Source organism: Nocardia sp. NPDC059764 (genome assembly GCF_042732555.1).
In the GTDB taxonomy this organism is placed as follows: Bacteria; Actinomycetota; Actinomycetes; order Mycobacteriales; family Mycobacteriaceae; genus Nocardia.
In genome coordinates this window covers 1-12,483 of record NZ_JBHWHH010000066.1, presented here as the reverse complement: position 1 = coordinate 12,483, position 12,483 = coordinate 1, and the positions used below count along the sequence as shown (strand labels likewise).

General features: G+C 69.1%; 11 protein-coding genes. 8 read left to right on the top strand and 3 right to left on the bottom strand.

All coding sequences use genetic code 11. From position 1 onward, the window contains the following. Positions 1-70: 70 nt before the first annotated feature. Both lon and ACFV4K_RS16820 read right to left on the bottom strand, forming a co-directional pair. Positions 71-2,452, bottom strand: a complete 2,382-nt coding sequence (gene lon, locus ACFV4K_RS16825) for an endopeptidase La (protein WP_379275778.1) — start codon at positions 2,450-2,452, stop codon at positions 71-73. Positions 2,453-2,611: 159 nt separating this feature from the next. Continuing rightward, complete coding sequence (locus ACFV4K_RS16820; protein WP_379275745.1) at positions 2,612-3,223, bottom strand: TetR/AcrR family transcriptional regulator; 612 nt, start codon at positions 3,221-3,223, stop codon at positions 2,612-2,614. A 98-nt stretch (positions 3,224-3,321) separates the two neighbouring features. On the opposite strand from ACFV4K_RS16820, the gene ACFV4K_RS16815 reads away from it, so the two are divergent. From ACFV4K_RS16815 to ACFV4K_RS16780, 8 genes are all read left to right on the top strand, one after another. Continuing rightward, a complete protein-coding gene (locus tag ACFV4K_RS16815; protein WP_379275743.1) occupies positions 3,322-4,203 on the top strand; it encodes a metal-dependent hydrolase in 882 nt (293 codons plus the stop codon). Next, on the top strand, positions 4,200-5,222 hold the full coding sequence (locus tag ACFV4K_RS16810) for a PDR/VanB family oxidoreductase (protein WP_379275741.1): 1,023 nt from the start codon (positions 4,200-4,202) through the stop codon (positions 5,220-5,222). The genes ACFV4K_RS16815 and ACFV4K_RS16810 overlap by 4 nt, the downstream gene beginning before the upstream one ends. A gap of 23 nt (positions 5,223-5,245) precedes the next feature. Next, entirely contained in the window at positions 5,246-5,755 is a 510-nt protein-coding gene (locus ACFV4K_RS16805; protein WP_379275740.1) for an SRPBCC family protein, read from the top strand. Continuing rightward, on the top strand, positions 5,752-7,215 hold the full coding sequence (locus ACFV4K_RS16800; protein ID WP_379275738.1) for a flavin-containing monooxygenase: 1,464 nt from the start codon (positions 5,752-5,754) through the stop codon (positions 7,213-7,215). Before ACFV4K_RS16805 ends, ACFV4K_RS16800 begins: the two co-directional genes overlap by 4 nt. Beyond that, positions 7,215-8,048, top strand: a complete 834-nt coding sequence (locus ACFV4K_RS16795; RefSeq protein WP_379275737.1) for a short-chain dehydrogenase/reductase — start codon at positions 7,215-7,217, stop codon at positions 8,046-8,048. Before ACFV4K_RS16800 ends, ACFV4K_RS16795 begins: the two co-directional genes overlap by 1 nt. Beyond that, positions 8,045-9,763 carry a fatty acid--CoA ligase FadD11 gene (gene fadD11 / locus ACFV4K_RS16790; RefSeq protein WP_379275735.1) on the top strand — a complete coding sequence of 573 codons (1,719 nt, stop codon included), beginning with the start codon at positions 8,045-8,047 and terminating at the stop codon, positions 9,761-9,763. The genes ACFV4K_RS16795 and fadD11 overlap by 4 nt, the downstream gene beginning before the upstream one ends. Before the next feature lie 67 nt (positions 9,764-9,830). Beyond that, positions 9,831-10,682: an alpha/beta fold hydrolase gene (locus tag ACFV4K_RS16785; RefSeq protein WP_379275734.1), complete on the top strand. Its 852-nt coding sequence runs from the start codon at positions 9,831-9,833 to the stop codon at positions 10,680-10,682. Continuing rightward, a complete protein-coding gene (locus tag ACFV4K_RS16780; RefSeq protein WP_379275732.1) occupies positions 10,675-11,247 on the top strand; it encodes a TetR/AcrR family transcriptional regulator in 573 nt (190 codons plus the stop codon). Before ACFV4K_RS16785 ends, ACFV4K_RS16780 begins: the two co-directional genes overlap by 8 nt. Before the next feature lie 207 nt (positions 11,248-11,454). Here the strand turns inward: ACFV4K_RS16780 and ACFV4K_RS16775 are convergent. After that, positions 11,455-12,483, bottom strand: a 1,029-nt coding sequence (locus ACFV4K_RS16775) for a metallophosphoesterase (RefSeq protein WP_379275731.1), incomplete at its 5' end; no start/stop codon positions are given.

Sequence of the window (12,483 nt, the reverse complement as noted above, 5' to 3'; positions counted from 1 at the left end):
CTCTCGCGGCCTGCCGAAACGACAGGAGCCGCGGGTCCGCACAGCAGACCCACGGCTCCCGCTCGAGCACTTACGCGGTGGCGCTCAGCTGCCGCCCGTCGTAGGCCGGTTCGGCGACCGGCTCGATGGCGTAGGCCAGGATCTCGGCCACGTCGGCGACGGGACGGACATCCAGGGCGGCCAGCACCTCGGCGGGGACCTCGTCCAGGTCCGGCTCGTTGCGGGCCGGGATGAACACGGTCTTCAGGCCGGCGCGCTGGGCGGCGAGCAGCTTCTGCTTCACGCCGCCGATCGGCAGCACCCGTCCGTTCAGCGTGACCTCACCGGTCATGCCGACATCCGCGCGGACCTGGCGGCCCAGGGCCAGTGACACCAGGGCGGTGACCATGGTGACGCCCGCGGACGGTCCGTCCTTCGGCACCGCGCCCGCCGGGAAGTGGATGTGGATATTGCGATCCAGCACGCTCGGCTCGATGCCGATCTCCTCCAGGTGGGAGCGGACGTAGGTCAGTGCGATCTGCGCGGACTCCTTCATGACGTCGCCCAGCTGGCCGGTCAGGGTCAGCGAGCGGTCACCCTCGGCGGCATTGGCCTCGATGTAGAGGACGTCGCCGCCCGCGCCGGTCACGGCCAAACCCGTTGCGACACCGGGGACCGCGGTGCGTTCCACCCCGTCGGGGGTGAAGCGCGGACGACCCAGGTAATCCTTCAGGTCACCGAGTCCGATCACCAGCTCGCCGGACGCGGCCGCGTCGGTGTCGTAGCCCAGGTCCTTGTCGTACCCCAGGCCCTCCGGCACGAATTCGCCCTTGCCGACCAGGCTTTCGGTGTCCGAGATGTCCGCGGACTCCGACAGCTTGGTGGCCGCCTTGCGCAGCGCCTTCGCGATCAGCCGCTCCATCTGGCGCACCCCGGCTTCCCGGGTGTAGTTGGCGGCGACCTCACGCAGCGCCTCGTCCGTGATCGAGACCTCCTCGGCGGTCAGGGCGTTGCGCTCCAGCTGCCGCGGGATCAGGAAGTCGCGGGCGATGGCCACCTTGTCGGCCTCGGTGTAGCCGTCGACGCTGATCAGTTCCATGCGGTCCAGCAGCGGGCCGGGGATCGTCTCCAGGACGTTCGCGGTCGCGATGAACAGCACGTCGGACAGGTCCAGATCCAGGTCCAGGTAGTGGTCGCGGAACGTGTGGTTCTGCGCCGGGTCCAGCACCTCCAGCAGGGCCGCCGCGGGATCGCCGCGGAAGTCGCTGCCGACCTTGTCGATCTCGTCCAGCAGGACAACGGGATTCATCGATCCCGCCTCCTTCATGGCGCGGACGATGCGGCCGGGCAGCGCGCCCACGTAGGTGCGCCGGTGACCGCGGATCTCGGCCTCGTCGCGCACGCCGCCCAGGGCGACGCGAACGAACTTGCGGCCCAACGCCCGTGCCACGGACTCACCCAGCGAGGTCTTGCCGACGCCGGGCGGACCGACCAGCACCAGCACCGCGCCGGAACCGCGTCCGCCGACGACCTCCAGGCCCCGGGCGGCCCGGCGGGAACGCACGGCCAGGTACTCGACCATGCGGTCCTTGACCTCGTCCAGGCCGTGGTGGTCGGCGTCCAGCACCGCGCGGGCGGCCGAAACATCCGTGGAGTCGGTGGTTTTCACCGTCCACGGCAGTTCCAGCACGGTGTCCAGCCAGGTGCGGATCCAGCCCGTCTCCGGGCTCTGATCACTGGAGCGTTCCAGCCGTCCGACCTCGCGCAGCGCGGCCTCGCGGATGTCGTCGGGCAGGTCGGCGTTCTCGACGCGGGTGCGGTAGTCCTCCGCGCCGTCCGGCTCGTCCTCGCCCAGCTCCTTGCGAATCGCGTTGAGCTGCTGGCGCAGCAGGAATTCGCGCTGGGTCTTCTCCATCCCCTCGCGCACGTCCTCGCTGATCTTCTCACTGATCTCGGTCTCGGCGATGTGCTGGGTGGTCCACTCGATCAGCTTGTTCAGTCGCGCCTGGGTATCCGGGGTGTCGAGGATCTCGCGCTTCTGCTCGTTGCTCAGGTACGAGGCCCAGCCGGCCGCGTCGGCCAGCGTGGACGGATCGTTCATCTGATTGACCGCGTCGATGACCTGCCACGCCTCACGGCGCTGCAGGACCGACACGACCAGCTTCTTGTATTCGGCCGCAAGCTCTTTGGTTCGTCCGTCGGCGGCCGGAATCTCGACCGGCTCGGCCTCGACCCAGAGCGCCGCGCCGGGTCCGGTCACGCCGTGCCCGATCTTGGCCCGGCTCTCCGCCTTCAATACCGCCGCGGGCGCGCCACCGCGCATCCGGCCGACCTGTTCGATGGTGGCCACCACTCCGTAGGCGGCATAGCCCTCATCGAGGCGAGGCGCGACCAACACCTGGTTGACCTTGCCCGCGCGGGCGGCATCGATGGCGGCCTGCGACGACTCGTCCAGTTCGATCGGCACGACCATGCCGGGCAGCACGATCGGATCGGTCAGGAACAGGACCGGCAGGTTCTGAGGTGTAGTCACGTCTTCGACCCCTTCCAAGGTTGAGCGTCACCCAGTCAACCCTGGAGGTATACCGATTGTTCCGCCCCACCGTTCGCCGGGGGCGAACGCGGCCGTGACCTAGGGAATGAGGATCGGGACCAGGTAGGTCTTGGCGAAGGCGGTGAGGGCGGCTTCGGAATCGAGGTCTATGCCGCCGGTGGGCTGGAGGATCACGGAGTGGACTATTCGGCAGACGACTTCGGTGCGGGCGGAGAGGTCCGAGGGTTCGGGTAGGGCGTTGTCGGCGAGGACTTTTCGGAGGAGGTCGGTGGCGGAGACGACGGCGAGGACGAAGGGGGCGGCGCCGTCGGTGGTGAATTGGGGGAGGAGGCGCTCGGGTTCGAGGGTCATGAGGCGCTCGACCAGGGGGTGGGTGCGCCAGCGGGTGACGACGGTGGAGAAGACGGCGGCGACCGTGTCGGCGAAGGCGTCGTGGCGGGACGGGATGCTCTCGAGGTCTTCGAGGAGGCGGCGGACCTCGCGGGCGGTGACGGCCCGGACCAGTTCGTCCCGGGAACCGATGCGGCGGTAGACGGTGACGCGGTCGACCTCGGCTTGGCGGGCCACGTCCTCGATCGTCGTCTTCTTGACCCCGACGCGGCCGAATTGCACCAGGGCGGCGTCGAGGATGCGGTCCTCGATGGTGTCCGTTCCGGGGGTGTTCTTCGAGGTGGCGGCTGTCGGGGGCACGGTTCGAGGCTAACAGCCGGGTGCGGCGATGCAACAATTTGCGGTGATTTGTGGCTGCAACATTGCCATGGTGTTTGTTGCTTTGTTACGGTCGGCTCATGGCTGAGGACAGTGCAACGAGGCGCTCCTATCAGGACGAAGCCCACGCGATTCAGGCTCGGGACGTGCATTTCGACTTCTCGTCGGTGCCGATGCACTACATCCCAGGGGAGGTGCTGGCGACGCACGTCGTGAATGTCATGCACCTGGTGCTGCCGGAGGGGGAGCGGGCGATGGCGGCCTGCCTGGCCGAGGCGCTGCCATTGATCGACGACGAGCGGTTGCGGGAAGAGGTCGCGGGGTTCGTCGGACAGGAGTCGATGCACGCGAGCAGCCACGAAGGGGCTCGGAAACACCTGCAGGAGATCGGACTCGACGTCGAGTCGTATGTCTCGAAGATCGCGTGGCTCACCGATCGGGTGCTCGGCGATCACGGCCTCACCGGGCGAGCGAAGCAGGAATGGCTGAAGGAGCGGCTCGGATTGTTCGCGGGGATGGAGCATTTCACCGCGGTCATCGGCGAGTGGCTGCTGGAAACCGATGCGCTGCAACGCGCCGGGATGGATCCGACCATGCTGGATCTGGTCCGGTGGCACGGCGCCGAGGAGGTCGAGCACCGCAGCGTGGTGTTCGACGCGTACATGCACGTCGACGGCGGATACGGACGGCGGGCCCGGACCGGGCTGCTGGCTGGCGGACTGCTGCTGCCGCTGTTCATGGTGTCGACCGCGTACCTGTACCGCCGCGATCCGAGCCCGGACAAGGGCCGCTTCTGGCTGAAGCAGTTCGTGAGCGCGACCCGGCGGCGGGTGATTCCGAACTTCACCACCTTCGTCACCGAGATGCCGCGCTACCTGGACCGGAGATTCCATCCCTCCCAACTGGGTTCGATGGACAACGCATTGCGCTACCTGGCGCACTCGCCGGCGGCCCGCGCATGACGGCCGCGCCGACCTTCGGCCTGCGGGCGCTGGGCGCGGCGGTGGACGTGTACAAGAAGGTGTTCACCACTCCCGCGCTGTCGCGGCCGCACCCGGTGCGCCACAACGGCTTCGACATGGACGTCGTCGTCGAGACGGTCGAGGCGGAAGCCGAGGATGTGGTGAGCCTGACCCTGGTGCGGCCCGGCCGGGAACGGTTGCCCGCGTGGCGGCCCGGATCGCATCTGGACGTGTTCCTGCCGTCCGGCCGGCAGCGGCAGTACTCGCTGTGCGGCGATCCCGTCGACCAGCACTGCTATCGGATCGCGGTGCGCCGCCTGCCCGACGGCGACGGCGGCTCATTGGAGATGCACGCGCTGCGCCCCGGCGATCCCGTGCGAATTCGCGGTCCCCGCAACGCGTTCACGTTCGTCGAGCGCGCGCCTTCCTATCTCTTCCTCGCCGCCGGAATCGGCATCACGCCGATCCTGCCGATGGTGCACGCGGCCGGAAACCGCGGCCACCTCGTGTATCTGGGGCGGTCCCGGGACACCATGCCGTTCCTGGACGAACTGCCCGGCGACACCGATATCCGCCCCGATGACGAGTGCGGCGCGCCCGATATCGCGGCGATCCTGCGGACCGCGCGGCCCGGCGCGGCCGTCTACGTCTGCGGCCCGCCACCGGTCCTGGAGGCCGCGCAGCGCACGCTGTTCGCACTGAATCCGACGGCGTCCCTGCACACCGAACGCTTCTCCGCGCTCCCGGTGCTGGACGGCAGGGAGTTCGATCTGACCTTGGCGCGCAGCGGAATCCAGGTGCGGGTCGGCAGCGCCGAAACCGCGCTGGACGCCATCCGCCGGGTGCGACCCGACGTCGCGTACTCCTGCCGCCAAGGCTTCTGCGGCACGTGCCGGACGCGTGTGCTGTCCGGCGCGGTCGACCATCGCGACCGGCTGCTCACCACGGCCGAACGACCCGGTCACATGCTCACGTGTGTGTCCCGCGCGGTCGACGGCCCGCTCGTGCTCGACCTCTGACCAGTGAAAGGCCGAACGGTCTCATGCTCACTCGCTTCCCGCTCACGCCCACCGACGACACCTTCCTGACCACCGCCGCGCACCGCTATGTTCACGTGGTCGATCTCCCCGGCACCCCGCAGGCGGTCTGGCAGCTGCTGATCGCCGACGACGCCCTGGCATCCTGGTCGGCGGCGGTCACCGCGGTCGAATGGCTGTCGCCCCGGCCTTTCCGGGCAGGCACCACCCGGGTGGTCACGCTCGGCGGCGTCGTCAGCCTGCTGGAGCGGTTCTACCGCTGGGAGCCCGGTTCACGGATGGCCTTCACGGTCGACGCCGCGTCGATTCCCGGTCTGAAGCACTTCGCCGAAGACATTCGGCTCGAGCCCATCTCGACGGGAACACGGTTGACCTGGAACTTCGCCCTCGAAGGAACCCCGGCGCTGCGCCCCCTGCTCACCGCGGCGAGCCCACTCCAGCGGTACGTCACCGGGACGATCGCCCGGGGCATCGCCCGCCGGGCGCAGCCGACTTCCGCGGAGGCCCGACGATGACCGACTCCATCGAACACCGGAACATCGTCATCCTCGGCGCGGGCTTCGGCGGGATCGGGCTCGCGATCAAGTTGCGGGAAGCCGGATTCGAGGATCTGGCGCTGCTGGAGCGCGCGTCGGATCTGGGCGGGACCTGGCAGGCCAATACGTATCCCGGGTGCGCGTGCGATGTGCCGTCGCAGTTGTACAGCTACTCGTTCGCGCCGAATCCCGACTGGTCGCGCACGTATGGGCGGCAGCCGGAGATTCTGGAGTACATCCGGGCTGTCGCCACCGAACACGATGTGGTGCGGCACATTCGGCTCGACACCGAAGTGCTGGACGCGCGCTGGGACGAGGAGCGTTCACACTGGCTGATCGAGACCTCGCGGGGGCCGATCACGGCGGACTACTTCATGGCGGCGGCGGGAATCTTCGCGGAGGCGAAGTATCCGGACCTGCCGGGACTGGCCACCTTCGAGGGCAAGGCATTTCACTCCCTGCACTGGGACCACTCCCACGATCTGACCGGGGAGCGGGTCGCGGTGATCGGGACCGGCGCGTCGGCGGTGCAGTTCATTCCCGAGATCCAGCCGAAGGTCGGGCGGCTGACCGTGTTCCAGCGTTCCGCGCCCTGGATCGTGCCGCGCATGGACCGGCGCACGCTCGGGATGGAACGGGCCGTGCTGCGCCGTATTCCCTTGACGCAGCGCCTGGTTCGCGGCACCTGGTACGCGCTGATCGAGAGCTTCGGCCTGGTCGGATTCGTGGACAATCGGTTCCGGCACCCGTTCGAGACGCTCGGGCGGATCCAGCTGCGACGGCAGATCCGCGATCCGGGGCTACGCGCGAAGGTGACCCCGGACTACATGATCGGCTGTAAGCGGGCGATCTTCTCCGACGCCTATCTGCCCGCGCTGGAGCGGGACAATGTCGAGGTCGTCACCGACGGTATCGCGGAAGTCCGGCCGCACTCGGTGGTGACACGCGCCGGCGTCGAAATCCCGGTCGACACCATCGTTTTCGGCACCGGCTTCGAACCCCTCGCCGCCGCCTTCGAACACATCACCGGCCGCGACGGCCTCAGCATCGCCGAGCTGTATCGCAAGCAGCCGCGCACCTACCTCGGGACGGCGGTCGCGGGCTTCCCCAACTTCTTCTGCACCCTCGGCCCGTTCGGCGCGGCGGGCAACCAGTCGGCCGTCTACATGATCGAGTCGCAGATCGCCTACATCGTCGACGCCCTCACCACCGTGCGCGACCGCGGCGCACGCCGGGTGGAGGTGCGGGCCACGCGACAGGACGCGTTCGTGGCCGAGATGCACCGGCGCAGCGCGGCGACGGTGTGGCTCACCGGCGGCTGCGAGACGTACTACACGACGCCGGACGGCGGCAATGCCGGACTGTATCCGGGCTGGAGCTTCGAGTACCGCAGGCGCACACAGCAGTTCGATTCCGACGCGTACGAGGTGAGCGCCTGATGGAGTACGACATCGACGGCAAGGTCGTCCTGATCACGGGTGCGGGCCAGGGCATCGGCCGGGCCCTCGCCGCCATCCTGTACCGGCGCGGGGCGCGGGTGATCGTCGCCGATATCGACGAAACCGCCGCGCGGCGAACCGCACTCGACCTCGGCGAGCGCGCCCACGCCGTCATCGCCGACGTCACCGATCGGGCGCGGATGGCGGCCGTGGTCGCGGAGGCGGTCGAGCGGTTCGGCGGCTTGGACGTGGTCGTCGCCAACGCGGGCGTGACACCGGTGCCCGCGACCCTGCGCACCATGGACCCCCGCGACTTCGACCGCGTCCTCGGCATCAACCTGACCGGCGTCTTCAATACCGTGCACCCCGCCCTCGACCACATCGTCCGCGCCCGCGGCCATGTCGTCGTGGTGTCCTCCTGCGCCGCCTTCGCCCCCGGCATGGGCGGCTCGCCGTACATGATGAGCAAGGCCGCGGTCGAGCAGCTGGGCCGCGCCCTGCGGGTGGAGCTCGCCGCGAGCGGGGCCACCGCCGGAGTCGCCTACTTCGGCATCGTCGAGACCGCCATGACCCACGACATGCTCGACGCCGACGACCTCGGCCGCCGCCTGGACGCACTACTGCCGTGGCCGCTGAGCGTGCGCATCACCGCCGACCAGGCCGCCCGCACCATCGCCGACGGCATCGCGCACCGTGCCGCCCGCACCATCGCACCGCGCGGATGGACGCCCTACGCCCTGCTGCGCGGCGCGATCAATGTCGTGCTCGACGGCCGTCTGGCCGCGAATCCCACTGTCCACCAGCTCATTCACGCGATCGAGGACCGCCGATGACCGACACCCTGCCCGCGGCCTTCCAACACACCGCGGCCATCGACCCCGACGCGATCGCCCTCCGCACTCCCGGCGACACCCGGACTCTGACCTGGCGGGACTACGCCCGTCAGGTGCGGGAGGTCGCCGCGGGCCTCGCCGCCATCGGCGTCACGCGTGGGGACACCGTGGCGTTGATGATGAGCAACCGGGTCGAGTTCTATCCCCTCGAAGTCGGTGCGCAGCATCTGGGAGCGACCTCGTTCTCGGTGTACAACACGCTGCCCGCCGAACAGCTGGCGTACGTGCTCGGGAACGCGGGAGCGCGAATCGTGCTGTGCGAGTCGCGGTATGTGGAGCGGTTGCGCAGCTGCGGGGTCGAGCTCGATCGGATCGTCTGCGTGGACGACGCGCCCGACGGGACCATGACGGTCGCCGAGCTGATCGCCGCCGGGGCAGCGGATTTCGACTTCGAGGCCGCGTGGCGGGCCGTCCGCCCGGAGGACATCGCCACCCTGATCTACACGTCCGGGACCACCGGCAATCCCAAGGGCGTGGAGACCACGCACGCCAATCTGCTATTCCAGGTGCGCGGGATCGCCGAGGTGCTGGGATTCGTATTCGGCGACACCATCACCTCGTTCATGCCGACCGCGCACATCGCCGACCGGCTCACCGCGCTGTACGTACAGGAAGTGCTCGGTACCCAGGTCACCTGCGTGGGCGACGCCAAGGAGATCGCGCCCGCACTGGTCGATCTGAAACCGACCGTGTGGGGTGCGGTGCCCCGGGTGTGGGAGAAGCTGAAGGCCGCAATCGAATTCAAGGTAGCCAACGAACCCGATGTGGACCGGCGGTCGGCGATGGAGTGGGCGCTGTCTGTGGCGGCCACCCGCAGCGGTTACCAGCTGGCCGGTGCAGCCGTGCCCGAGGATGTCGCCGCGGATTGGAAGCGCGCCGACGACCTGGTGTTGCGGCACCTGCGCGCCGCCCTGGGATTCGACCGGCTGCGGTGGGCGCTGTCGGGAGCAGCTCCGATTCCGCCGCGGACCCTGGGATTCTTCGCCGGACTGGGTATTCCGATCGCGGAAATCTGGGGTATGTCGGAGCTGTCGTGCATTTGCAGCGTCTCCCATCCGGACGACGCGAAACTCGGCACGGTCGGAAAACTGTTGCCCGGCATGGCGGCCCGACACACCGCCGACGGTGAGCTCCAGGTGCGCGGACCACTGGTGATGAAGGGGTATCGCGGGCTGCCCGAGCAGACCGCGGAGGCGATCGACTCGGAGGGCTGGCTGTCCACCGGCGACATCATCACCGTCGACGCGGACGGATTCCTCACGGTCGTGGACCGCAAGAAGGAACTGATCATCAACGCGGCGGGCAAGAACATGTCGCCCACCCACATCGAGAACACGGTGAAGGCCGCCACCCCGCTGATCGGGGCCATGGCGGTGATCGGTGACGGACGGCCGTACAACACGGCGCTGATCGTGCTCGACGAGGAGACCGGGGAACGATTCACCGACCCGGCGGTGCTCGAGGCGATCGCGGCCGGGGTGACCGCCGGGAACGAACGCCTGTCCCGGGTGGAGCAGATCAAGCGGTTCGTGGTGCTGCCGACCTTCTGGGAGGCGGGCGGCGACGAGATCACGCTGACCATGAAGCTCAAGCGCAAGGCCATCGCCGCCAAGTACGCGAAGGAGATCGACGAACTCTACGAAGTCAGGGGTTGACGCGATTGGCTAACGCGATTAGCTTTATGGCTATCGCAGTTAGCTACTCCCAGAGAGCGACAAGACCATGACGCAGTACGTGGACATCGACGGCGGCCGGATCGCATACGACGAGCAGGGCACCGGCCCGCTGGTGGTGCTGTCCCACGGAATGGGCATCGACCGCACCGTGAACCGGCACCTCGCCCCGCTGCTGGCGGCGGCCGGATACCGGGTGGTCAACACCGATATGCGCGGCCACGGCGAATCCAGCCTGGACTGGGCGTCGGAGACCGGCAAGGCGGCCATCAGCCGCACCGACGTCGCCCACGACCTGCTGGCCGTCATCGAGAAGCTGGGCGGCGGCCCCGCCATCGTGGTGGGCCACTCGCTCTCGGGCGGATCGGCCACCATCGCCGCCGCGCTGCGGCCCGACCTGGTGCGGGCCATCGTGGAGATCAACCCCTTCACCCTCACCCAGAAGGCCGACGTGGGAGCGCTTTTCACCAACGCGCGCCACCGCCGCGGCATGCTCCCGCTGATGGGGACCATGATGTTCCAGAGCATCGGGCAGTGGCTGAAGTACCTGCGGGTGGCCATGCCGTCCCACCCCGCCGACCTCGACGCCTACCTGGGCGAGGTGTCCGCCAAGCTGAACGAGCCCGGCCGCATGGCCGAGTTCATGAAGTGCGGCAAGTCCACCCCGGCCGACGCGGAAGCCCAGGTGCCCAATGTGACCCGGCCCGCGCTCATCCTGATGGGCACCGCCGACCCGGACTTCCCGAGCCCCGAGGCCGAGGGCCAGCGCATCGCCGCCGCCCTGCCCGCCGGACTGGGCAGCCTGGGCCTGATCGAGGGCACCGGCCACTACCCGCAGTTCGAGGCCGCCGAGCGCACCGCCGAACTGATGCTGCCGTTCCTGAAGGAACACCTTGCCTAGGGTCGGACTGAACCGGACCGACGTCATCGCCGCCGGCGCCGCCCTCGCCGATGAGGTCGGCTTCGGCGACCTGGCGCTGGGCGCGCTCGCGCAGCGGCTCGGGGTGCGCACGCCCTCGCTGTACAAGCACATCGAGAGCCTGGCCGACCTGCAGCACGGCATCGCCGCACTCGCCATGGCGGAACTCGACACCCGGGTCCGCGACGCCATGCACGGACGCGCGGGCCGCGACGCGCTCACCGCCTTCGCCAACGCCTTCCGCGGCTACGTGGTCGAACATCCGGGCCGATACGCCGCCACCGTGGGCGCGCGCTTCACCGGGCCGGACGACCCACTGCTGCAATCGGGTTCACGACTGCTGGAATCCATGGAGGCGGTACTCCGCGGCTACGGCATCGACGCCGACGAGATGGTGCACGCGCTGCGCACGCTGCGCTCCACCTTCCACGGTTTCGCCAGCCTGCAGGCCTCCGACGGCTTCCAGTGGAGCGACGACGCCGAGCAGAGTTTCGTCTGGATGATCCGCTTTCTCGACCGTGGACTCACCGACATCGGCCTACGATGAGCCGATGACGATGCTGGCCGCACGACTCCGGAGCACGTCACCCAGCTGGTGAAACTCCAAGGGCTGCAACGAATCGACTTCGCGCGCTCGGTGAGCGCCGTGGTGCCGCTCGCCGACGCCCCCAAGGCCGTGCACGCCTGGAGGCCAAGGAAGGCAATCCGATCCGGATCGTCCTGAAGCCGTAGGCGGCGCGCGGGCCTTTCCCGATCAACCCAGCCGACGTTGGAAGACGTTGGCGGACTGTCCGTTCGAGAGGTCGACGGTGTAGACCCCCAGGTCCGCGGATGAGGGGGTCAGGTCCAGGACCATGAAACCCAGATCGTTGTAGTTCTCGTACAGCGCGCCGTTGGGGCTGCCCTTGCCGCCCGAGGACGGTTCGCCGTGCACGGATTTCGCGGCCGCGCCGGAGATGATCTGCCGGGTGCCCTTCGACGCCGTGGTGGGTTCGAGCACCTGCAGCGAATGGTCGTGGCCCGAGAGCAGGAACTGGCAGCGGCCGACCACGTGCGCCTCGAAGAATTCCCGCGCGTGGCGGCCGTCGATCGGGTCGAGGGTCAATCCGTCGTATTCACCGGCGTTCCCGTGCGGCCCGTTGTTGCGGTACGGGTGGTGGGTGCAGGCGATCTTCCAGGCCGCGGGGGATTCGTCGAGGGCGCGGCCCAGCCAGGCCGCCTGCTCGGTCATGAACTGGCCGTCGGCCGCCCAGTACGGCTGGAAGAGCGGGGGCAGGTAGGCGGCGACGGGGTTCAGGTCGAGCACGAAGAACTCGACGACCGGGCTCTCCTGCGGAACCCGCACCGAGTAGTAGCGCGACGGCATGAACCAGCGGGCCGAGCGGGCGTGATAGGCGACCTCGTGATCGCCGCGCAGCAGCCAGCCGCCGTCGCCGGGCAGGATCGAGGAGTTGTCGTGATTGCCCTGCACCATGAGCCAGGGGAAGTCGAGGTCATGGTTGGGGTTCTCGAACTTGGCCGCGAATTGGGCGTCGTCGTCGGCCCACGGGCCCTGCTCGTAGACATTGTCGCCGAGGGCGAGGGCAAGTGAGAACGGGTCGCGCGCATGCTGTTCGCGCATGGCGTCGGCGACCTGCCACTGCGGGCGCGCGCCGGTGCCCGCGTCGCCGGTGACGAGCACGCGCAGCCGCTGCGCGTCGGGGAAGGCGAATTTGCCGACGGGTGGGGCGTTCTCGGCGTGGGCGGGCGCCGCGCCCCCGGGCAGCGCCGCGGCGCCGCCCCC